A 21,193-nucleotide genomic window follows, 5' to 3' on the forward strand; every position below is an offset into this window, starting at 1 on the left:
GCACTGAACCGTGTCGGGCTGATTACTTGCCAGCATAAAATTCCGGCAGGGTCAGTACGGCTTCCAGCCCGCCGTGGTCGCTGTTGGCCAGGCTCAGCGTGGCACCATGCTGCTCGGCGATATTGCGGGCGATGGTCAGTCCCAGCCCCGTCCCCCCGGACGTGCGCGAGCGGGAACTCTCCAGACGATAGAACGGTTCGAACACGCGCGCCAGCTGGTCCGGCGGAATACCGGGTCCTTCGTCGCGGATGCGCACGCGCGCCGCGCCCGCCAGACGCTCGACCGTCACGTGCGCCTTCTGGCCATATTTGACGGCGTTGTCAATCAGGTTGACGAGGCAGCGCTGGATGTCCAGCGGCCGGCCCAGCAGGGCCATGCCGGCGGCGCCCTTCAGTTCCACCGGCTGGCCCGCGTCGGCGGCATCGGCGCAGACGCTGTCCAGCAGCGAATCGAGGTCCAGTTTCTGCATTGCGCCACCCGCATCCATGCTGCGCGCCAGGTCCAGGCCTTCCTTGACCATCGCCTGCATGGCGGACAGGTCGCCGATCAGTTTCAGGCGCAAGTCGTCGTCCGGCACCTTTTCCAGGCGCAGGCGCAAGCGGGTCAGCGGCGTCTGCAGGTCGTGCGTGATCGCCGCCAGCATTTCCGTGCGCTGCGCGATGTACTGGCGGATGCGTGCCTGCATCGCGTTGAACGCGGCGCTGGCCTGGCGGATCTCGCTGGCCCCCGTCAACTCCAGCGGCGGGTGGTTGATGTCGTTGCCCAGGTCCTTCGCGGCCTGCGCCAGCTGTTTCAGGGGTCGTACCGTCATCCGGGTGACCAGGTAGGCCAGCACGGCAATACACAGCAGGAACGGCACGAACACCGCGTATTCGTTGTGGCCCGTTGGCGCCGGGGCCCGCGGTGGCAGGACCGACAATTTCAGGAGTTGCCCGTCCGTCATGGCGATCTGCACGGACTCGCAGGTGCCGCGCCATTGGGTGGCGCCGAACACCGTATTGGTGGCCACGGGCCGGTCGCACGCCGCCGGACGCTCGGCCAGCGGCGTTACCTGGAACTCGCGGCCCAGGCGCTGCGACAGCGCGGCCAGAAAATTCCGTGGGCGGATGCAGCGCGGGGCGCTCCTCGCTGGCCAGCTCCAACTGGACGCTGCCCTTGCTGGCCACGGCCAGGTATTGCGCGCGCGACTCCGGGCGCACCACGTCCGCTGTTTCGATGATCTGCTCGGCCCGCTCCAGTGCGTGGAAGTTGCGGTAGCGTTCAAGGGTGCGCTGGCGTTCGTTGAGGGCCAGCCACTGCGTCAGCGCGGCCGACGCGATAATCCCCAGCATCAGGGCGAAAAACACCCGCCCTGTCATCGAATTGAAGAAGGCTTTCACACGCGCGGCTCCACCGAGACGGTGCCGGCCAACACATAGCCGCCATTGCGTACCGTCTTGATGATTTGCGGCACGCGAGCGTCCTCGCCCAGCTTCTGCCGCAGCCGGCTGATCTGGATGTCGATGGATCGGTCGAACGGGTCGGCGTCGCGCCCTTGTGTCAGGTTCAGCAACTGGTCGCGGTTCAGCACGCGGTTCGGATGTTCCAGGAAGACCTTGAGCAGGCGGAACTCGGCACCGGACAGCATGATCACCATGCCATCGGGGTTGAGCAGGTGGCGCGCCGTCAGGTCCAGGGTCCAGCCCGAGAAACGGATCTGGGCGGCCTTGTCCGCACCGCCGGCGCCAGCGGTGTTCGTACGGCGCAGCACGCTGCGGATGCGCGCCAGCAGCTCGCGTGGCTCGAACGGTTTCGGCAGGTAGTCGTCGGCGCCCATTTCCAGGCCAAGAATGCGGTCCAGCGGCTCGCTGCGGGCCGTCAGCATGATGACCGGCAAGCTCGAATGAGCGCGCAGCTTGCGGCAGATCGTCAGGCCGTCCTCGCCCGGCATGTTCAGGTCCAGCACGATCAGGTCCGGCTTGGTCTCGTCCAGCAGCTTCCACATGGCCGCGCCGTCCTGCGCGCCTAACGTGCGGTAGCCGTTCGTTTCCAGGTAATCGGCCAGCAAGGTGCGGATATCGCGATCGTCGTCGACGATCAGAATGCTCGATGTAGGTTCCATGCCTCAATTATCGCCACTTCGGCCGCCGCTGCCTAACGGGTGTTTGTATCGTCTTGTATATGTGAGCTCAGCAATAGGGAAACAATCGGATACAAATCGCCGGGCTGGGGACACTTCGCCGAAACACATCGCTGTCAAGATGGTTCCCATGTGCAGAGCGGTAAATGCACATCCACTTGCTGCTTAATCGATCGGAAGGATGAACCATGAATACCCTGCGCAAATCTCTTATTATCGGCATGACGGTTATCGGCATGGGCTCGGCTGTTGCCAGTCACGCCCAGGAAGCGACCACGCCAAAACATCGGGAATATGCGGCGACGAAATTCGACCCCGCCAAGCGCGCCGAACATTTCGCCCAGCGTCAGCAAAAATTGCATGATGCGCTGAAATTGACGGCAAACCAGGAAACGGCCTGGAATGCATATATCGCCGCGATCAAACCGCAAACGCCGGTGGGTCGCCCTCAACATATCGATTTCAAATCGCTGCCGGCACCGGAGCGTATGGAAAAACGGATCGAGCGCCAGAAAGAGCGCCTGGCGAAACAGGAAACCCGTCTGGCCGCGCTGAAGACGTTTTATGCGGTGCTGACACCGGAACAGCAAAAGACCTTCGACCAAGCGACGCAACACGAGGGTCGGCATCACGGCATGCATCGGGCGTTGCGCAAACAGCAAGGCTGAGCAGCATATCGATTAGTAACCGTAGCTGGTACCTGCGGTGCCTTCGGGGTGGCTTCGGCCGCCCCCTTTTTGTCCAGTGCGTGCCAAGTACAAGCTCGATTGCGCCAACTTTTAGCTCATTGTCAGCGAAGTACTGGGGCCAGACCCGCTGGGTCTGACCCCGCCCCTGCGAAAGACCGCCTGCGCACGCCTATATAACAGGGCGCCATTGGCGCCCTGTTTTGGCTATCGCATTCTCTGCAAAGAAACCAGGAATTTTTCGGCATTCTGGAAGCCGATCACCCGTGAGTCCGGTATTTCGCGCCCATCCGTACCAAACAGGATAATACCCGGTGGCCCGAACAGCCCAAAGCGTTTCAGCAGCGCCTTATCGGCATCGCTGTTTGCCGTCACGTCCGCCTGGATCAGGATCGTATTACCCAGCTTTTCCTTGACGGCCGGATCGACAAACGTCAGCTTTTCCATTTCCTTGCACGATACGCACCAATCGGCATAAAAATCCAGCATGACGGTTTTACCGCCCGTATTCGCAAGAATATTGTCCAGCTCATCGACATTGGCGATCCGCTTGAATGCCAGCGGTGCCTCGGCATTACCACGCAAGTGCGCCAGCGGCGCCAGGGGATCGCGGCTGCCGGTGGCCACGCCGATCATCTGGCCTACACCCAGTAAAATCGCCAGCACCGCAACGGTTTTCGCCGCCCAGCCGTTTTTCTGACGGATCAGATAGGTACCGTAGCCGATACCCAATACAGCCCAGCCGGACATCTGCACGACCGGAGGCAATACCGGCGACACCAGCCACCATGCCATGGCCAGCAATAAAACACCAAAGAAGCGCTTTACGGCATCCATCCAGGCACCAGCACGCGGCAGCAGTGCACCGGCGGACAGCCCGACCAGCATCAGCGGCACGCTCATCCCCACCGCCATGGCAAACAGCGCACTACCGCCGATCAGCACATTACGGGTCTGGCTGATGTACACCAACGCGCCGGCCAACGGGGCCGCCACGCATGGGCCCACGATCAAGGCGGAAATGGCTCCCATCGCAAAGACGCCGGCCAGCTTGCCGGCGGACTGGCGCCCCGAAGCGGCGGCCAGGCGGCTTTGCAGGGCGGACGGCACCTGCAGCTCGTACACCCCGAACATCGACAGTGCGAGCGCCGCCATCAACAAGCCGAAAGCGCCCAGTACCCAAGGATTCTGCAGCGCGGCCGCCAGGCCCTCTCCGATCAGCCCCGCCGCGATGCCCAGCGCCGTGTAGACGATCGCCATGCCCAACGCATAACTGCCCGACAACACGACGCCGCGCTTGCGCGTCGTGCCGCTGCCTTCGCCCACGATAATCGAGGACAGGATCGGCACCATCGGCAGCACACAAGGCGTGAACGACAGGCCCAAACCCAGCAGCAGGAACAGCGGTACGATGACCGCCAGCCGGCCGCCCTGCAACGCGCTGTCGATGCGGCCCAGCTCGCTTTGTGGCGCCGGCGGCGCGACGTCGGGCGGCGCTGCGACCGCCATCGACGCAGCTGGCGGCGCCGCGCTGCCTGGGCTCATTTGCAGGCTGAACGGGGCCGCGGCGGGCGCGGCAGCGGCCACGCCCACATCGCCCGGCGCGCCGCCCAGGCGTACCGTCGCATCCTGCGGCGAATAGCACAGGCCCTTTTCGGAGCAGCCCTGGCCGGTTGCCGTCAGCGTGAACGGTCCGCTCGCCTCGACCGGCACCCGCATCACGACGCTGCCGTGATAGGTCTCCACGTCCTTGGCAAATGTCTCGTCGTATTTCACCTTGCCGGGCGGGATCTGCGCGGCGCCCAGGCTGGCGCCCTGCGCACGGAACGCGAAGCGTTCGCGGTACATGTAGTAGCCGTCAGCGATCTTCCACGTCACTTCGACGGTCTTTGCGTCCGCCATGCGTGCGGACATCTGGAAGGCAATGTTCGGATCGAGGAATTCTTCGTCCGCCCGGGCGGGCGCGGCCGGCAGCAGGGCCAGCACGGCGGTCAGGACGGCAAACAGGCGCAGCAGGAAAGGCATGTGATCTACTCGGCAAAAGGACAATCCGGGAGCATGGTACACCCGCTGCCGCCGGCAAGCGACTGTCAGGCCAAAACTCGGGACAGATCCCGGTTCTGCGGCAGTGGATGCATCGTCATGGTGCCGCAAGTGGGCCGCGCCGATTGTCTTCGTCTGTCGCAAAGATGTCGCAGCAAACATGCCGCACCAAAAGAAAAAGCCGGGCGGACCCGGCTTTTTCATGGAACGCTGATGAATTACTCAGCGGTCGGTGCAGCTTCGACTTCGGTTGGTTCCGGACGGTCCAGCAGCTCGACGTAAGCCATTGGAGCGTTGTCGCCAACACGGAAACCCATCTTCAGGATGCGCAGGTAGCCGCCGTTGCGGTTAGCGTAGCGCGGGCCCAGTTCGGCGAACAGCTTCTGAACCATTTCACGATCACGCAGGCGGGCAAACGCCAGGCGCTTGTTTGCCAGGGTGTCGGTCTTGCCCAGGGTCAGGATCGGCTCGATCACGCGGCGCAGTTCTTTTGCCTTTGGCACGGTGGTCTTGATCGCTTCGTGACGCAGCAGCGAAACGGTCATGTTGCGCAGCATTGCCAGACGGTGGGACGAGGTACGGTTCAGTTTACGGAGGCCGTGACGGTGACGCATGGTACTTCCTTTCAATGATGTTTATATCCGAGCTCTTCGATCGCCAAGCGTGAGCTAGGCGCGGGCCGGTTAGTAGGGAAAACGCCCGCCACGACATGTGGCCGGCGGTGGTGCAAATTACTTCTCCAGACCTGCAGGCGGCCAGTTTTCCAGCTTCATGCCCAGGGTCAGGCCGCGCGATGCCAGCACTTCCTTGATCTCGTTCAGCGACTTGCGACCCAGGTTCGGGGTCTTCAGCAGTTCGTTTTCCGAACGCTGGATCAGATCGCCGATGTAGTAGATGTTTTCGGCTTTCAGGCAGTTCGCGGAACGGACGGTCAGTTCCAGGTCGTCCACCGGACGCAGCAGGATCGGATCGACCAGCGGCGCACGCGACGGTGCTTCGGCGGCGGCTTCCGTGCCTTCCAGCGCAGCGAACACGTTCAGCTGGTCGACCAGCACACGCGCCGACTGGCGGATCGCTTCTTCCGGCGTGATGACGCCGTTCGTTTCGATGTTGATGATCAGCTTGTCCAGGTCGGTACGCTGTTCCACACGTGCCGATTCGACAGCGTAGGAAACACGGCGCACTGGCGAGAACGATGCGTCCAGGATGATGCGGCCGATCGTCTTGTTCGTGTCTTCCGACAGGCGACGCACGTTACCAGGCACGTAGCCGCGGCCCTTCTCGACCTTGATCTGCATGTCCAGCTTGCCACCGGCGGTCAGGTGAGCGATCACGTGATCCGGGTTGATCAGTTCCACGTCGTGCGGCAGGTCGATATCCGATGCCAGCACGGCGCCTTCGCCTTCCTTCTTCAGGGTCAGCGTGACGGAATCGCGGTTGTGGACCTTGAAGACCACGCCCTTCAGGTTCAGCAGCAGGTCGACCACGTCTTCCTGCACGCCGTCCAGCGAGGAGTACTCGTGCACGACACCGGCGATGGTGACTTCGGTCGGCGCGTAGCCGATCATCGACGACAGCAGCACGCGACGCAGGGCGTTGCCCAGCGTGTGGCCGTAGCCGCGCTCGAACGGCTCCATCACGACTTTGGCGTGACCGGCGCCCAGGGCTTCGACGTCGATGATACGTGGCTTCAACAAACTGTTTTGCATTGAAATGTCCTTTTCATTACCCTCGGCTCGTTACACCGATAAGGCTGATGGCATTAGTGAAAACGCCCGCTCGAATGAGCGGGCGGGTATTACGGGTGAACTAAGCGGTGTGCCAGCTCAACTGTTACTGCGATTAACGCGAGTACAGTTCGACGATCAGCGATTCGTTGACGTCGTTGGCGATTTCGCTACGCTCTGGCAGGGACTTGAACGTGCCTTCCATTTTCTTGGAATCGACGGACACCCATGCCGGCATGCCGACTTGTTCGGCCAGCGACAGCGCTTCGACGATACGGGTCTGCTTCTTGGCCTTTTCGCGCACGGCGATGACGTCGCCGACTTTGACGGCGTAGGAAGCGATGTTCACGACGTTGCCGTTCACGGTGAAGGCTTTGTGCGAGACCAGCTGACGCGCTTCAGCGCGGGTCGAGCCGAAGCCCATGCGGTAGGCGACGTTGTCCAGGCGGGTTTCCAGCAGGGACAGCAGGGTCTCACCGGTGTTGCCCTTGCGACGGTCGGCTTCGGCGAAGTAGCGGCGGAACTGACGTTCCAGGATGCCGTACATACGCTTGACCTTCTGCTTTTCGCGCAGCTGGTTGCCGTAGTCGGAGGTGCGGGCACCCGACTTGACGCCGTGCTGGCCTGGCTTGACGTCCAGTTTGCACTTGGAATCCAGCGAGCGGCGGGCGCTCTTCAGGAACAGGTCGGTGCCTTCACGGCGGGACAGTTTTGCTTTTGGTCCGATATAACGTGCCACGGTAATTTTCCTTAAATAATAAATGACGCCCCAGAATCCATCGACGCGCGCGTCGATACGACCAGGCGCTAGTCTGACCCTCTAATCCGTCAGACGGTGGCTCAACATTTGGGCCCGACCGTCAGCCCCGGGAGGCGACGAACAGGCAAAAATAGCCGGACAGTATAACCGTTTCCGATTTACTGTTCCAGCGATTTTTACATCAGGGCGACGGTGGCCGGCCCACACCGGACCGGCCATTGTCTTGCTGTGCCGAAGATGCGTCTCGTACGCTAGGTACGAATCCAGCAATCCGAATCGGATTGCTTAGATACGACGACGCTTCGGAGGACGGCAACCGTTGTGCGGCACTGGCGTGACGTCCTGGATCTCGGTGATCTTGATACCCAGGTTGTTCAGTGCGCGAACAGCGGATTCACGGCCAGGACCTGGGCCCTTGATACGGACTTCCAGGTTCTTCACGCCGCATTCCTGAGCAACTTTACCAGCCGCTTCAGCAGCAACCTGCGCTGCGAACGGGGTCGACTTACGGGAGCCCTTGAAGCCGGCGCCGCCCGAAGTTGCCCACGACAGGGCGTTGCCCTGACGGTCGGTGATCGTGATGATCGTGTTGTTGAAGGAAGCGTGCACGTGGGCGATGCCTTCAGCGACGTTCTTTTTGACTTTCTTACGAACGCGCGCTGCTGCTGCGCTGCTTTGTTGCTTAGCCATAGTTGTTCCCTAGATTATTTCTTCAGCGATTGAGCGGCTTTGCGCGGACCTTTGCGGGTACGAGCATTGGTACGGGTGCGCTGACCGCGGACCGGCAGGCCCTTACGGTGACGCATGCCGCGGTAGCAACCCAGATCCATCAGACGCTTGATGTTCATCGACAGTTCACGGCGCAGATCGCCTTCCACCACGAACTTGCCGATTTCGTCACGCAGCTTTTCCAGCTCGCTGTCGTCCAGGTCTTTGATCTTCTTGTTGGTCGGAACACCCGTCTGGGCGCAGATGAACTGCGCACGTGGGCGGCCCACGCCGTAGATTGCCGTCAGGCCGATCACGGTGTGCTGATGATTTGGGATGTTAACCCCTGCAATACGTGCCATTCGTTATTCCTCGATTAACCTTGACGCTGTTTGTGACGCGGTTCGACGCAGATAACACGAACGACGCCCTTGCGCTTGATGATCTTGCAGTTGCGGCAGATCCGCTTGACTGAAGCGTTAACTTTCATTTTTGCACTCTCTTCTTGGATTCGATTACTTAAAATTACTTGGTCCGGAACACGATACGAGCCCGGGACAGGTCGTACGGCGTCAACTCCACCGTCACCTTGTCGCCAGGGAGAATGCGGATATAGTTCATCCGCATTTTACCCGAAATGTGGCCGAGTACCACGTGGCCGTTTTCCAGCTTTACTCGAAATGTTGCATTCGGCAGATTCTCCAGAATCTCGCCCTGCATCTGTATGACGTCGTCTTTTGCCATGTTGACCTGTTCGCTTAGCGGGTCGGAATGCCGCCCTTGAAGTTTGCCTTGCGCAGCAGGGATTCATATTGCTGCGACATCACGTAGTTCTGGACCTGGGCCATGAAGTCCATGGTCACAACCACAATAATCAACAGAGAAGTACCACCGAATACGAAGGATACTTTCCACTGGGCTTGCATAAACTCCGGCAGCAAACACACCAGGGTGATGTAGACGGCGCCAGCCAGGGTCAATCGGGTCAGGATCTTGTCGATGTAACGGGCAGTCTGCTCACCGGGACGAATCCCTGGCACAAAGGCCCCGCTCTTCTTCAAGTTGTCCGCAGTCTCCTTGCTGTTGAACACCAGTGCGGTGTAGAAGAAGCAGAAGAACACGATTGCCACGGCATACAGCAATGCATGGATAGGCTCGCCTGGGCTCAGCGATGCAGCCAGATCTTTCAGGAAGCGCACAACAGGGTTGCTGTTGTCCGCGCCACGCGAGAACCAGTCCACGATAGTGGCCGGGAACAAGATAATCGACGATGCGAAGATCGGCGGGATCACGCCTGCCATGTTCAGCTTCAGCGGCAGGTGGCTGGTTTGCCCACCGTAGATCTTGTTACCGACCTGACGTTTGGCATAATTCACCAGGATCTTGCGCTGGCCACGTTCCACGAACACCACCGCATAGGTCACGGCTGCGACCAGGATGACGATGATGATGGCGGAGATCGCGCTGATCGCACCGGTCGACACCTGGGTGAACAAGCCACCCAGCGCGCCCGGCAGACCGGCTGCGATACCGGCAAAGATGATGATCGAGATGCCGTTACCGAGACCGCGCTCGGTAATCTGCTCACCCAACCACATCACGAACATGGTGCCGGTCAGCAGCGTCACGATGGACGTGAAGCGGAAGGCCAGACCGGGATCGAGCACCAGGCCAGGCTGGGCTTCCAGCGCGACCGAGATGCCGAATGCCTGGAACAGGGCCAGGAACACGGTGGCGTAACGGGTGTACTGGGTGATCTTGCGACGACCCGACTCCCCTTCCTTCTTCAGTGCTTCCATCTGCGGCGAAACGATCGACACCAGCTGCATGATGATCGAGGCCGAGATGTAGGGCGTAATGCCCAACGCAAACACCGTGAAGCGCGACAGGGCGCCGCCGGAGAACATGTTGAACATGCCCAGCAGTCCACCCTCCTGCGACTTGAACAGTGCGGCCAGCTGTACCGGGTCGACTCCCGGCACCGGGACGTGCGCCCCGATGCGGTAGACTACCAGAGCGCCCAGCAAAAACCACAGACGGCCCCAAGGGAACCCGGCTGCGGCACTTTTAGCAAGCTGCGGATTAGTCGCCAATTTTCGCTCCGTTCAAGCTTAAGCGTCTCAGGCTACCGAGCCGCCGGCCGCTTCGATGGCCGCTTTCGCGCCGGCGGTCACTTTCAGGCCCTTGATGGTAACGGCCTTGGTGATTTCACCGGATGCGATCACGCGCACGTCGCGCGCCAGCACTGGCAGTACGCCAGCCTGCTTCAGGACCAGCACGTCGACTTCGCTGACCGCCAGGGCGTTCAGGTCGGACAGGCGCACTTCGGCCTTGAAGGTGGCGTTCAGCGATTTGAAGCCGCGCTTTGGCAGACGGCGCTGCAGAGGCATCTGACCGCCTTCGAAGCCGACTTTGTGGAAGCCGCCCGAACGCGATTTCTGACCTTTGTGACCACGGCCGGCAGTCTTGCCCAGGCCGGAGCCGATACCGCGGCCAACGCGGCGCTTAGCGTGCTTCGCGCCTTCGGCTGGTTGAATGGTATTCAATTCCATTGTGTTCTCCAGATCGTAAGCCGGGGCTTACGACACGACTTTAACGAGGTAGGCGACCTTGGTGATCATGCCGCGTACCGATGGCGTGTCCTGCAGCTCGGAAACCGAGTTGACACGACGCAGGCCCAGGCCACGCACGGTTGCGCGGTGGTCTTGACGGGTGCCGATCAGGCCCTTCACCAGTTTGACTTTGATAGTGCTCATGGTCATCCTCTTAAGCCAGAATGTCTTCCACCGACTTGCCGCGTTTCGCAGCGATGTCAGCAGGAGTGCTCATTTTCGACAGGCCGTCCAGGGTGGCGCGCACCAGGTTGTACGGGTTGTTCGAACCGGTGGATTTCGCCACCACGTCCGTCACGCCCATCACCTCGAAGATTGCGCGCATTGCGCCACCGGCGATGACGCCGGTACCTGGCTTGGCCGGGCTCATCATGACGCGCGATGCGCCGTGGCGGCCGGTTACCGAGTGCTGCAGGGTACCGTTCTTCAGAGGCACCTTGATCAGGTTGCGACGGGCTTCTTCCATTGCCTTCTGCACACCGACCGGTACTTCCTTCGACTTGCCCTTGCCCATGCCGATGCGGCCATCGCCGTCACCAACCACGGTCAGCGCCGCGAAGCCCATGATCCGACCACCCTTGACCACTTTGGTCACGCGGTTGATCGCGATCATTTTTTCGCGCATGCCATCATCCGGCTTGTCGCTTTGCATTTTTGCTTGCATTTTTGCCATGATCGTACCCTTAGAACTTCAGACCGGCTTCACGCGCGGCTTCTGCCAGCGCCTTCACACGGCCGTGGTAACGGAAACCGGAGCGGTCGAACGCGACTTCGGTGATTCCTGCTTTCAGTGCCTTTTCAGCGACGCGCTTGCCAACCAGGGCTGCAGCGGCGGCGTTGCCACCCTTGCCCGATTTGCCGGCCAGTTCCGCGCGAACTTCTGCTTCCACGGTCGACGCCGAAACCAGAACTTTAGCGTCCGGGCTGATCAGGTTCGCGTAAATGTGCAGGTTGGTGCGGTGGACCGACAGGCGGTTCACTTTCAATTGCGCGATCTTGATGCGGGTTTGACGTCCGCGGCGCAGACGAGATTCTTTTTTGTCCATCGTCAGCCCCTAATTACTTCTTCTTGGTTTCTTTAAGCTTAACCACTTCGTCCACATAGCGGACGCCCTTGCCCTTGTAAGGCTCAGGGGAGCGGTAAGCGCGCACTTCAGCGGCGACCTGGCCAACCTTTTGACGATCGATGCCCTTGATCAGGACTTCGGTCGGCGTCGGGGTAGCGACGGTCACGCCTGCTGGCATGTCGTGTACGACAGGGTGGGAGAAGCCCAGGGACAGGTTCAGCTTGTCGCCTTGTGCTTGCGCCTTGTAACCCACGCCGACCAGGGACAGCTTCTTCTCGAAGCCCTTGGTGACGCCGGTGACCATGTTGTTCACCAGGGCGCGCAGCGTGCCGGACATGGCGTTCGCTTCGCGGCTGTCGTTGGCCACGTCGAACGTCAGCGTGCCATTGTTGTTTTCAACTTTGACCAGGCCGTTCAGGCTCTGGGTCAGGGTGCCCAGCGGGCCCTTGACGGTGATCGCTTGCGCGGAGATGGCGACTTCGGCGCCAGCCGGCACGGCGATCGGCATTTTAGCTACTCGAGACATGTGTTACTCCTTAAGCCACGAAGCAGATGACTTCGCCACCGACACCGGTAGCGCGCGCTTTGCGGTCGGTCATGACGCCTTGCGGAGTCGACACGATGGCCACGCCCAGACCGTTCATGACGGTTGGAATCTCATCCTTGCCCTTGTAGACGCGCAGGCCCGGACGGGACACGCGCTCGAGGCGCTCGATGACAGGACGGCCCACATAATATTTCAAACCGATCTTCAGTTCCGACTTGCCTTCGTTCGAAGACACGGCGAAATCTTCAATGTAACCCTCGTCCTTCAGGACGTTGGCAATCGCTACTTTGACTTTCGACGATGGCATGGCCACGGTCGCTTTTTGCACGCCTTGGGCGTTGCGAATGCGGGTCAGCATATCGGCGATAGGATCGCTCATACTCATTGCTTATTCTCCTATTACCAGCTGGCTTTAGTCATACCGGGAATCTCACCACGCATGGCGAATTCACGGAGTTTGATACGGCCCAGACCGAATTTACGGAAGGTGCCGCGTGGACGACCGGTCATGGCGCAGCGGTTGCGCTGGCGGGTCGGGTTCGCGTTGCGTGGCAGGGCCTGCAGTTTCAGGCGGGCTTCGTAACGCTCTTCTTCCGACTTGGACTGGTCATCGATGATGGCCTTCAGAGCGGCGCGCTTGGCGGCGAATTTTTCCACCAGGTCAGCACGCTTCTGTTCACGGTTAATCAGTGCGAGTTTTGCCATGATCGTTTTAGTTCCTGAACGGGAATTTGAATGCGGCGAGCAGAGCTTTCGCTTCGTCGTCGGTCTTGGCGGTCGTGGTGATCGAGATGTTCATGCCACGCAGCGCGTCGATCTTGTCGTACTCGATTTCCGGGAAGATGATCTGCTCTTTGACGCCGATGTTGTAGTTGCCGCGACCATCGAACGAACGGCCGGACACGCCACGGAAGTCGCGCACGCGCGGCAGGGCCACGGTGATGAAGCGATCCAGGAATTCATACATACGGGCGCCGCGCAGGGTCACCATCGTACCGATCGGGTAGCCTTCGCGGATCTTGAAACCGGCGATAGCTTTACGGGCCTTGGTCACGACAGGCTTCTGGCCGGCGATCTTCGTCAGGTCGCCAACAGCGTGCTCGATAACTTTCTTGTCGGCCACGGCTTCCGAGAGACCCATGTTCAGGGTGATCTTGGTCAGGCGAGGCACTTCCATTACCGACTTGTAACCGAATTTCTCGGTCAGTTCGGCAACGACCTTGTCTTTGTACAGTTGTTGCAGACGGGCCATTTCTGATTACCCTTTCACTACTTCGCCGGAGGACTTGAAGACGCGGACTTTTTTACCGTCCACTTCTTTGAAGCCCACGCGATCGGCCTTGCCGGTCGCAGCGTTGAACAGAGCAACGTTGGACACGTGAATAGGCATGGTCTTGTCGACGATGCCACCAGTAACGCCAGTCATCGGGTTAGGCTTGACGGCTTTCTTAGCCACGTTCACGCCTTCCACCACGACGTGCTCAGCGTCTACACGCTGGGTCACTACGCCGCGCTTGCCCTTGTCCTTACCGGTCAGGACGATGACTTCGTCGTTTTTGCGAATCTTATCCATTACGACTCCTTACAGGACTTCCGGTGCCAGGGACACGATCTTCATGAACTTCTCAGTGCGCAGTTCACGCGTCACTGGGCCAAAGATACGGGTACCGATCGGTTCCAGCTTGGAGTTCAGGAGGACAGCGGCATTGCCGTCGAACTTGACCAGGGAACCGTCCTGGCGACGCACACCCTTAGCGGTGCGCACAACCACGGCGTTATAAATTTCACCTTTTTTGACACGGCCGCGAGGCTGAGCCACCTTAACGGTGACTTTGATCACGTCGCCAATGCCAGCATAACGGCGCTTGGAACCGCCCAACACCTTGATGCACATAACTTCTTTCGCACCGGTGTTGTCGGCCACTTCGAGCCGGCTTTCAGTTTGAATCATAGTATTCTCTTTCCCAACTTAAGCCGAAGAATCCACACAATGCGGACCTCTCGGTCAGTCTTGGTCCCGCCAGAGACGCGCAGCGTCACTGTTTGGGTGCTTGACCTTCATACAGTACTGACCGCGAGGCGCGTCTGCGGAGAGACACTTAGCGGCGATACATGAACGAAGCCCGCAAGTATTACATATAACCTGCGGGCCTGCAAGAACTAATTGGAAACCGGTCCGCCGCATCGCTGCGCCGGACCCGGGTTCTTCTTAGACGATTTGTGCAGCTTGCACTACACGCGTCACCGTCCACGCCTTCGTCTTGGAGATCGGACGACCTTCCGCGATCTCGACCGTGTCACCGGTCTTGACCTGGTTGGTCTCGTCGTGCGCGTGGTACTTGTTGCTACGCACGATGATCTTGCCGTACAGAGGGTGCTTCACGTGACGCTCGATCAGTACAGTAACGGTCTTGTCCATCTTGTCGGACACCACTTTACCGATCAGCGTGCGCTTGAGCGACTGTTTCACTGGTTCGTTCATTTGGCTTCCTTCGTGTTCATTACCGTTTTGACGCGTGCGATATCGCGGCGGACCTTCTTCAGCTGCGAGGTGTTGCTCAGCTGCTGGGTTGCGCTTTGCATACGCAGGCCGAACTGTGCTTTCAGCAGGTCGTTCAGCTCTTTTTGCAGAGCTGCCTGGTCTTTGCCGCGGAGTTCAGATGCTTTCATATTTCACTCCAATTATTGGCCAACCTGGCGCACCACGAAGGTGGTAGCCAGCGGCAGTTTGGCAGCAGCCAGGCGGAACGCTTCGCGTGCCAGTTCTTCGGCCACGCCGTCCATTTCGTACAGGACCTTACCTGGCTGGATTTCAGCCACGTAGTATTCCGGATTACCTTTACCGTTACCCATACGGACTTCGGCAGGCTTGTTCGAAATTGGCTTGTCCGGGAAAACGCGGATCCAGATACGGCCGCCACGCTTGATGTGACGGGTCATGGCACGACGCGCTGCCTCGATCTGGCGGGCGGTGATACGACCGCGCGCCACGGCCTTCAGACCGAATTCGCCGAACGACACGGCGGTGCCGCGCGTGTGCGAAATACCGGTGTTACGGCCTTTCTGCTCTTTACGATACTTTCTGCGTGCTGGTTGCAGCATGATTATTCTCCTGCTTTCTCAGCCGGCTTCGCAGCAGCGCGGCGAGCGGCTGGGGCGCCTGGTTTAGCGCCCGGACCTGGACGTGGACGGCCACCTGGTTTGCCATCGTCGCGACGTGGGCCGCGCTTCTTCTCGTCAGGTGGGGTGTCGATGACTGGTGCTTCGCCGGTGGCGGAGCGGTCACCCTTGTACACCCAGACCTTGACACCGATGATGCCGTAGGTGGTCGACGCTTCGGACGTGCCGTAGTCGATGTCCGCCTTCAGGGTGTGCAGAGGCACGCGGCCTTCGCGGTACCATTCGGTACGGGCGATTTCGATACCGTTCAGACGGCCGGACGACATGATCTTGATGCCCAGGGCGCCCAGACGCATCGCGTTCTGCATCGCGCGCTTCATTGCGCGACGGAACATGATGCGCTTTTCCAGCTGCTGCGAGATCGAATCGGCGATCAGCTGCGAATCGATTTCCGGCTTGCGGATTTCCTCGATATTGACGTGCACTGGCACGCCCATGATCTTGGTCAGGTCCGACTTCAGCACTTCGATGTCTTCACCCTTCTTGCCGATCACAACGCCCGGACGGGAGCTGTACACGGTGAAGCGGGCGTTCTTCGCAGGACGCTCGATGACGATGCGGCCGACGGAGGCGTTCTTCAGTTTCTTCTTCAGGTAAGCGCGCGCCTTCAGGTCTTCGTTCAGCATCGAAGCGAAGTTGCCGTTGGTCGCGTACCAGCGGGAAGCCCAGTTACGGGTAACGGCCAGACGGAAGCCGGTTGGATGAATTTTCTGTCCCATCTTGGCTCCTTAGTTACCGACCGTCACGTAAATGTGGCAGGACTGTTTCGAGATACGGTCGCCTCGGCCCTTTGCACGCGCGGTGAAGCGCTTCAGGATCGGGCCCTTTTCGACGTAGATCGTTTTCACGAACAGCTCGTCGATGTCGGCACCGTCGTTGTGCTCGGCGTTCGCAATAGCGGACTCCAGCACTTTCTTCAGGATGGCCGCGCCTTTTTTCGGGCTGAACTGCAGGATGTTCAGCGCGGCGTCGACTTTCTTGCCACGGATCAGGTCAGCGACCAGACGGCCCTTCTGATCCGACAGGCGCACGCCTTTGAGGATAGCTTTGGTTTCCATTATTTCTTAGCCTTTTTGTCAGCAGCGTGGCCCTTGAACGTACGGGTCAGCGCGAACTCGCCGAGCTTGTGACCAACCATGTTCTCGGAGACGTACACGGGAACGTGCACCTTGCCGTTGTGCACGGCAATCGTCAGACCGATGAAGTCAGGCATGATCGTCGAACGACGGGACCAGGTTTTGATTGGCTTCTTGTCCTTGGTCGCTTGCGCGGCTTCGACCTTCTTCACCAGGTGGGCGTCGCAGAACGGCCCTTTTTTCAATGAACGAGTCATGGTTTATCCTTATTTCTTGCCGCGGCGCGAGACGATCATCGAAGAAGTGCGCTTGTTCGAACGCGTCTTCTTGCCCTTGGTCTGCTGGCCCCATGGCGATACTGGATGACGACCAGCTGCGGTACGGCCTTCACCACCACCGTGCGGGTGGTCGATCGGGTTCATCACGACACCGCGGACGGTCGGACGAACACCGCGCCAACGCATCGCACCGGCTTTACCGATCTTGCGCAGGTTGTGCTCGCCGTTGCCGACTTCGCCAACCGTGGCACGGCACTCGATGTGCACGCGACGCACTTCGCCGGAGCGCAGACGCACCTGGGCGTAAGTACCTTCACGGGCCATCAGCACGACGCCGGCGCCGGCAGTACGGGCCATCTGGGCACCTTTACCTGGCAGCATTTCGACGCAGTGCATCGTGGTGCCGACTGGGATATTGCGGATCGGCAGGCAGTTACCGGCCTTGATCGGGGCTTCGGAACCGTTCATCAGCGTATCGCCGACGGACAGGCCTTTGGAAGCGATGATGTAAGCGCGCTCGCCGTCGGCGTAGCACAGCAGGGCGATGTGCGCCGTGCGGTTCGGATCGTATTCGATACGTTCCACTTTCGCAGGGATGCCATCCTTGTTGCGCTTGAAGTCGACCAGACGGTAGTGCTGCTTGTGACCACCACCGATGTGACGGGTGGTGATGTGGCCGTTGTTGTTACGGCCGGCGGTCTTCGATTTTTTCTCAACCAGGGCAGCGAACGGACGGCCTTTGTACAGGTCGGCGTTAACTACCTTCACCATGCCGCGACGGCCTGGGGAGGTTGGCTTCATCTTAACGAGTGCCATTATTTAGCCTCCTCGGAGAAATTGATTTCCTGGCCGGGCTTCAGGCACACGAAAGCACGCTTGGTATGGTTGCGACGACCGACGAAACGGCCCGAACGCTTCACTTTACCTTCGCGGTTTACGGTCTGCACCGATTCCACTTCTACCTTGAACAGCAGTTCAACGGCGGCCTTGATTTCTGGCTTGGTCGCGTCCATGGCAACACGGAACACGATCTGTTCGTTCTTTTCCGCGACCATGGTGGCCTTCTCGGAAATGACCGGCGCCAGCAGCACCTTCATCAGGCGCTCTTCGCTAATTTTTACGGCGCTCATGCCAGCAACTCCTCAATCTTGGCCAGTGCCGCTTTGGTAACCAGGACCTTCTTGTAGAAGACCAGCGACATTGGATCTGCGTGACGCGGTTCCACGACCAGCACGTTCGGCAGGTTGCGGGAAGCCAGCAGCAGGTTTTCTTCGATGTTGTCGGTGATGATCAGGACCGATTCCAGACCCATGCCGGTCAGCTTTTGCGACAGCAGCTTGGTTTTTGGCGCTTCGATCGTCAGATCTTCGATCACGACCAGGCGTTCCTCGCGGGCCAGCTGGGACAGGATCGAGCACAGACCTGCGCGGTACATCTTCTTGTTCACTTTGTGGGTGAAGTTCTCGTCAGGCGAGTTCGGGAAGATGCGACCACCGCCGCGCCACAGTGGCGACGACGACATACCAGCACGAGCGCGGCCGGTGCCTTTTTGGCGCCATGGCTTCTTGGTCGTGTGGTGGACTTCTTCACGGTCTTTCTGCTTGCGGTTGCCGCTACGGGCGTTGGCAGCATAGGCGACCACGATCTGGTGGATCAGCGCTTCGTTGTAATCACGGCCGAAGACGGTGTCAGCGGCGGCAACGTTGGAGGCAGCTTGACCTTGCGCGTTCAAGAGCTTGAGTTCCATCGATTAAGCTCCCTTCTTAGCTTTGACTTTGACGGCTGGCGATACAACCACCTGGCCGTTTTTCGCGCCTGGTACTGCACCTTTCACCAGCAGCAGCTGGCGGTCAGCGTCGATACGAGCGATTTCCAGATTCTGGGTGGTGACGGTGACGTCGCCCAGGTGACCGGTCATGCGCTTGCCTGGGAAGACGCGGCCCGGATCCTGTGCCATACCGATGGAGCCTGGTACGTTGTGCGAACGGGAGTTACCGTGGGTAGCACGGCCGGATGCGAAGTTGTAACGCTTGATGGTACCGGCGTAGCCTTTACCGATCGAGACGCCCTGGACGTCGATCTTCTGACCGACTTCGAACAGGGAAGCGGCGATGACTTCGCCAGCTTTCAGTTCTGCTGCTTTAGCAGCGTCAACACGGAACTCTTTCAGCAGAGTACCGGCTTCGACACCAGCTTTGGCAAAGTGACCCGCAGCGGCTTTGGTCACGCGGGAAGCGCGACGTTGACCGAATACGACCTGAACAGCGGAGTAACCATCCGTTTCAGGAGTTTTGATTTGCGCAATACGGTTGTTCGATACATCCAGCACGGTGACAGGGATCGAATCCCCATCGTCCGTGAAGATACGCATCATGCCAACCTTGCGACCGAGGAGGCCAAGGCTCATTTTTTCTCCATTCCCACCTACGATTGGGCAGGGCTATGTTGAACTACAAAAAAAGGTACAGACAAAAAAGTCGATTCCATACCGAAGCCGGCTAGTGTACTTCGCTTCGCCCCTTGACGCAACAAGTAATTACGAGGTATGTCGTTGTTGTTGCGTAAAGATTGCGCAGCGCCGCCAGCGGGGGCGGAACGCTACCTGGCCAGGGCCTGGTACAGCAGGTTGGTGACGCGCGCGGCCGGCTTGCCCGGGTCACCCAGCACCTTCTGCGGCTGGTGCTGCAGCATCAGCACGGCCACCAGCCGCTCCTGCCGGTCCACCGTGAACCAGGTCGACTGGGCGCCCGTCCAGCCGAACTGGCCCAGCGAGCCCAGGCGGCCGCGCCGGGCCAGGTCCAGCACGACGCCACCGCCCAGGCCGTAGCCTTCCGCGCCATGCTGATCCCAGGTCGGGTTCGGCAGATGCGACAGGTGGTTCTGCATCATCAGCTCGACGCTTTTGCGGCCCAGCACCATGCGGCCCTGCAGCACGCCGCCATCGAGCAGCATCTGGGCAAAGCGGGCGTAGTCCTCCGCCGTGGAATACAGGCCAATCGCCCCGTTCAGGTAGGGCGTGACGCGCTGGCCGTTGGCGGCCGGTGCCGGCAGCAGCTGACCGTCCGCATCGGTGGTGGTGACGGTCGCCAGGCGCGCGCGCTGCCCGGGTGCCAGCACGAAGCCTGTGTCGCGCATGCCCAGCGGCTGGAAGATACGCTTGTGCAGGAACGCGTCCAGCCGCAGGCCCGAGATCGCTTCGATCACGCGACCGGCGACGACGGCGCCGATCACGTCGTCGCGAAAGCGCGTGCCGGGCTCGGCCGCCAGCGGCAGCGCGGCCAGGCGGCGCACGTAGTCGTCCAGGTCCGGCGCCTGGTCGAGCGACGAATCGCCGCCGAAACCGGCCGTTTGCGCCAGCAGCTGGCGCACCGTCAGGACCTCGCGCGGGGCCTTGCCGTCGGCCAGGCGCAACGCGCGCAGCTCCGGCACGTACGCGGCGACCGGGTCGTCCAGGTTCAGCCTGCCCTCCTCCATCAGCATCAGCACGCCGGCGGCCGTGACGGCCTTCGTCATCGCGTCGATGCGGAAGATAGCGTCGCGCGCCAGCGGCTCGCGCCGCTCGAGGTCGCGATGGCCCCAGGCGCGCCAGTCGACCACGCGGCCGTGGCGCAGCACCAGGGCGACGGCGCCGAGGTGGTCGCCGCGCGCCACGCTCGACTCCAGGTAGCGATCGAGCCGCTCCAGCCGCTCCGGTGCGATGCCCTGCGTCTGCGGCGCGGCCTCCGGCAACGGGGCGGCGCCAGCGCTACAGGCGGCAACGAGCAGGAGCAGAAGGAGGCGTTTCATGGCAGGTTGAGCGAAGTGGTAACGACCCATTGTACTGCCGGTGCCGCGCGCGCCCGGCAGCGGGACAAGCGTCGGTGCGATAATCGCCACATGACCTCCTACATGCTCCTGAAACTGCTGCACGTGCTCAGCTCGACGGTCCTGTTCGGTACCGGCATGGGCATCGCCTTCTTCAAGTGGATCACCGACCGCACGGGCGACGTGCGGGCGATTCGCATCGTCACGGAACGGACGGTGCTGGCCGATTACGTCTTCACGACGCCGGCGGTGATCGTCCAGCCAGTGACCGGGCTGGCCATGGTCTGGCTGGCCGGCTATCCGCTGCTGAGCACCTGGATCGTCTGGTCGATCGGCTTGTACCTGCTGGCGGGCGTGTGCTGGCTGCCCGTCGTCTGGCTGCAGATCCGGATGCGCGACCTGGCGCGGGTGGCGGATGCGGCTGGCAGCGCCCTGCCGCCGCTGTACTGGCGCTACCAGCGCTGGTGGTTCGTGCTGGGCATTCCGGCGTTCAGCGCGCTGGTGGTGATTTTCTGGCTGATGCTGAATAAACCTGTCTGACAATATAAAACCGGGCCCGCAGGCCCGGTTCGCGGCGGCTGCCGAG

Annotated in this window: 34 protein-coding genes; 2 read left to right on the forward strand and 32 right to left on the reverse strand. The window is 60.6% G+C overall.

The genetic code is table 11. The features are described from left to right. Positions 1-22 precede the first annotated feature (22 nt). Together E7V67_024305 and E7V67_024310 are read right to left on the reverse strand one after the other, a co-directional pair. Positions 23-1,009, reverse strand: coding sequence for an ATP-binding protein (locus E7V67_024305; protein WUR12780.1), 987 nt, complete (start codon positions 1,007-1,009; stop codon positions 23-25). A gap of 366 nt (positions 1,010-1,375) precedes the next feature. After that, the gene (locus tag E7V67_024310; protein ID WUR12781.1) at positions 1,376-2,101 is read right to left on the reverse strand and encodes a response regulator; all 726 of its coding nucleotides are present in this window, start codon (positions 2,099-2,101) and stop codon (positions 1,376-1,378) included. 206 nt (positions 2,102-2,307) lie between these two features. Between E7V67_024310 and E7V67_024315 the strand changes: the two genes are divergently transcribed. Beyond that, positions 2,308-2,787, forward strand: coding sequence for a Spy/CpxP family protein refolding chaperone (locus tag E7V67_024315; protein ID WUR12782.1), 480 nt, complete (start codon positions 2,308-2,310; stop codon positions 2,785-2,787). Between the two features lie 225 nt (positions 2,788-3,012). On the opposite strand, the gene dsbD is transcribed toward E7V67_024315, so the two are convergent. The 30 genes from dsbD to E7V67_024465 form a co-directional block, all read right to left on the reverse strand. After that, positions 3,013-4,830: a protein-disulfide reductase DsbD gene (dsbD, locus tag E7V67_024320; GenBank protein ID WUR16339.1), complete on the reverse strand. Its 1,818-nt coding sequence runs from the start codon at positions 4,828-4,830 to the stop codon at positions 3,013-3,015. A 236-nt stretch (positions 4,831-5,066) separates the two neighbouring features. Next, positions 5,067-5,462 (reverse strand): 50S ribosomal protein L17, encoded by a 396-nt coding sequence (rplQ, locus tag E7V67_024325; protein ID WUR12783.1) that lies wholly within the window; start codon positions 5,460-5,462, stop codon positions 5,067-5,069. Between the two features lie 117 nt (positions 5,463-5,579). Further along, on the reverse strand, positions 5,580-6,557 hold the full coding sequence (gene rpoA / locus E7V67_024330; protein WUR12784.1) for a DNA-directed RNA polymerase subunit alpha: 978 nt from the start codon (positions 6,555-6,557) through the stop codon (positions 5,580-5,582). A gap of 133 nt (positions 6,558-6,690) precedes the next feature. Next, the gene (gene rpsD, locus E7V67_024335) at positions 6,691-7,314 is read right to left on the reverse strand and encodes a 30S ribosomal protein S4 (GenBank protein WUR12785.1); all 624 of its coding nucleotides are present in this window, start codon (positions 7,312-7,314) and stop codon (positions 6,691-6,693) included. Between the two features lie 306 nt (positions 7,315-7,620). Further along, entirely contained in the window at positions 7,621-8,025 is a 405-nt protein-coding gene (rpsK, locus tag E7V67_024340) for a 30S ribosomal protein S11 (GenBank protein ID WUR12786.1), read from the reverse strand. A gap of 14 nt (positions 8,026-8,039) precedes the next feature. Further along, positions 8,040-8,405: a 30S ribosomal protein S13 gene (rpsM, locus tag E7V67_024345; protein WUR12787.1), complete on the reverse strand. Its 366-nt coding sequence runs from the start codon at positions 8,403-8,405 to the stop codon at positions 8,040-8,042. Between the two features lie 14 nt (positions 8,406-8,419). After that, a complete protein-coding gene (gene rpmJ / locus E7V67_024350; GenBank protein WUR12788.1) occupies positions 8,420-8,533 on the reverse strand; it encodes a 50S ribosomal protein L36 in 114 nt (37 codons plus the stop codon). A 35-nt stretch (positions 8,534-8,568) separates the two neighbouring features. Then, entirely contained in the window at positions 8,569-8,787 is a 219-nt protein-coding gene (gene infA, locus E7V67_024355) for a translation initiation factor IF-1 (protein WUR12789.1), read from the reverse strand. A 14-nt stretch (positions 8,788-8,801) separates the two neighbouring features. Continuing rightward, positions 8,802-10,136 carry a preprotein translocase subunit SecY gene (gene secY, locus E7V67_024360; protein ID WUR12790.1) on the reverse strand — a complete coding sequence of 445 codons (1,335 nt, stop codon included), beginning with the start codon at positions 10,134-10,136 and terminating at the stop codon, positions 8,802-8,804. A 27-nt stretch (positions 10,137-10,163) separates the two neighbouring features. After that, complete coding sequence (rplO, locus tag E7V67_024365; protein ID WUR12791.1) at positions 10,164-10,595, reverse strand: 50S ribosomal protein L15; 432 nt, start codon at positions 10,593-10,595, stop codon at positions 10,164-10,166. A 27-nt stretch (positions 10,596-10,622) separates the two neighbouring features. After that, positions 10,623-10,805, reverse strand: coding sequence for a 50S ribosomal protein L30 (rpmD, locus tag E7V67_024370; GenBank protein ID WUR12792.1), 183 nt, complete (start codon positions 10,803-10,805; stop codon positions 10,623-10,625). Positions 10,806-10,809: 4 nt separating this feature from the next. Beyond that, positions 10,810-11,328, reverse strand: a complete 519-nt coding sequence (gene rpsE, locus E7V67_024375) for a 30S ribosomal protein S5 (protein ID WUR12793.1) — start codon at positions 11,326-11,328, stop codon at positions 10,810-10,812. 10 nt (positions 11,329-11,338) lie between these two features. Then, positions 11,339-11,701: a 50S ribosomal protein L18 gene (gene rplR / locus E7V67_024380; GenBank protein ID WUR12794.1), complete on the reverse strand. Its 363-nt coding sequence runs from the start codon at positions 11,699-11,701 to the stop codon at positions 11,339-11,341. Positions 11,702-11,714: 13 nt separating this feature from the next. Then, the gene (gene rplF / locus E7V67_024385; GenBank protein WUR12795.1) at positions 11,715-12,248 is read right to left on the reverse strand and encodes a 50S ribosomal protein L6; all 534 of its coding nucleotides are present in this window, start codon (positions 12,246-12,248) and stop codon (positions 11,715-11,717) included. A gap of 10 nt (positions 12,249-12,258) precedes the next feature. Beyond that, the gene (rpsH, locus tag E7V67_024390; GenBank protein ID WUR12796.1) at positions 12,259-12,654 is read right to left on the reverse strand and encodes a 30S ribosomal protein S8; all 396 of its coding nucleotides are present in this window, start codon (positions 12,652-12,654) and stop codon (positions 12,259-12,261) included. A 14-nt stretch (positions 12,655-12,668) separates the two neighbouring features. Beyond that, complete coding sequence (gene rpsN / locus E7V67_024395; protein ID WUR12797.1) at positions 12,669-12,974, reverse strand: 30S ribosomal protein S14; 306 nt, start codon at positions 12,972-12,974, stop codon at positions 12,669-12,671. A gap of 7 nt (positions 12,975-12,981) precedes the next feature. After that, positions 12,982-13,521, reverse strand: a complete 540-nt coding sequence (rplE, locus tag E7V67_024400; protein ID WUR12798.1) for a 50S ribosomal protein L5 — start codon at positions 13,519-13,521, stop codon at positions 12,982-12,984. A 6-nt stretch (positions 13,522-13,527) separates the two neighbouring features. After that, complete coding sequence (gene rplX, locus E7V67_024405; protein ID WUR12799.1) at positions 13,528-13,842, reverse strand: 50S ribosomal protein L24; 315 nt, start codon at positions 13,840-13,842, stop codon at positions 13,528-13,530. A 9-nt stretch (positions 13,843-13,851) separates the two neighbouring features. Next, a complete protein-coding gene (gene rplN, locus E7V67_024410; protein WUR12800.1) occupies positions 13,852-14,220 on the reverse strand; it encodes a 50S ribosomal protein L14 in 369 nt (122 codons plus the stop codon). 258 nt (positions 14,221-14,478) lie between these two features. Continuing rightward, positions 14,479-14,751, reverse strand: a complete 273-nt coding sequence (gene rpsQ / locus E7V67_024415; protein ID WUR12801.1) for a 30S ribosomal protein S17 — start codon at positions 14,749-14,751, stop codon at positions 14,479-14,481. Next, a complete protein-coding gene (rpmC, locus tag E7V67_024420; protein ID WUR12802.1) occupies positions 14,748-14,939 on the reverse strand; it encodes a 50S ribosomal protein L29 in 192 nt (63 codons plus the stop codon). The genes rpsQ and rpmC overlap by 4 nt, the downstream gene beginning before the upstream one ends. Before the next feature lie 12 nt (positions 14,940-14,951). Then, on the reverse strand, positions 14,952-15,371 hold the full coding sequence (rplP, locus tag E7V67_024425; GenBank protein WUR12803.1) for a 50S ribosomal protein L16: 420 nt from the start codon (positions 15,369-15,371) through the stop codon (positions 14,952-14,954). Between the two features lie 2 nt (positions 15,372-15,373). Continuing rightward, entirely contained in the window at positions 15,374-16,168 is a 795-nt protein-coding gene (gene rpsC, locus E7V67_024430; protein WUR12804.1) for a 30S ribosomal protein S3, read from the reverse strand. 9 nt (positions 16,169-16,177) lie between these two features. Continuing rightward, the gene (gene rplV / locus E7V67_024435; GenBank protein ID WUR16340.1) at positions 16,178-16,510 is read right to left on the reverse strand and encodes a 50S ribosomal protein L22; all 333 of its coding nucleotides are present in this window, start codon (positions 16,508-16,510) and stop codon (positions 16,178-16,180) included. Beyond that, complete coding sequence (rpsS, locus tag E7V67_024440) at positions 16,507-16,782, reverse strand: 30S ribosomal protein S19 (protein WUR12805.1); 276 nt, start codon at positions 16,780-16,782, stop codon at positions 16,507-16,509. Before rpsS ends, rplV begins: the two co-directional genes overlap by 4 nt. A gap of 9 nt (positions 16,783-16,791) precedes the next feature. Next, complete coding sequence (gene rplB, locus E7V67_024445; protein ID WUR12806.1) at positions 16,792-17,619, reverse strand: 50S ribosomal protein L2; 828 nt, start codon at positions 17,617-17,619, stop codon at positions 16,792-16,794. After that, on the reverse strand, positions 17,619-17,933 hold the full coding sequence (gene rplW / locus E7V67_024450; GenBank protein WUR12807.1) for a 50S ribosomal protein L23: 315 nt from the start codon (positions 17,931-17,933) through the stop codon (positions 17,619-17,621). Before rplW ends, rplB begins: the two co-directional genes overlap by 1 nt. Next, complete coding sequence (gene rplD / locus E7V67_024455) at positions 17,930-18,550, reverse strand: 50S ribosomal protein L4 (protein ID WUR12808.1); 621 nt, start codon at positions 18,548-18,550, stop codon at positions 17,930-17,932. Before rplD ends, rplW begins: the two co-directional genes overlap by 4 nt. 3 nt (positions 18,551-18,553) lie before the next feature. After that, entirely contained in the window at positions 18,554-19,210 is a 657-nt protein-coding gene (rplC, locus tag E7V67_024460) for a 50S ribosomal protein L3 (GenBank protein ID WUR12809.1), read from the reverse strand. A 191-nt stretch (positions 19,211-19,401) separates the two neighbouring features. After that, positions 19,402-20,589 carry a serine hydrolase domain-containing protein gene (locus E7V67_024465; GenBank protein WUR12810.1) on the reverse strand — a complete coding sequence of 396 codons (1,188 nt, stop codon included), beginning with the start codon at positions 20,587-20,589 and terminating at the stop codon, positions 19,402-19,404. Between the two features lie 90 nt (positions 20,590-20,679). On the opposite strand from E7V67_024465, the gene E7V67_024470 reads away from it, so the two are divergent. Then, the gene (locus E7V67_024470) at positions 20,680-21,147 is read left to right on the forward strand and encodes a DUF2269 domain-containing protein (GenBank protein ID WUR12811.1); all 468 of its coding nucleotides are present in this window, start codon (positions 20,680-20,682) and stop codon (positions 21,145-21,147) included. Positions 21,148-21,193 lie beyond the last annotated feature (46 nt).

Origin of the sequence: [Empedobacter] haloabium, assembly GCA_008011715.2 — a bacterium.
GTDB lineage: Bacteria > Pseudomonadota > Gammaproteobacteria > Burkholderiales > Burkholderiaceae_D > Rugamonas > Rugamonas haloabia.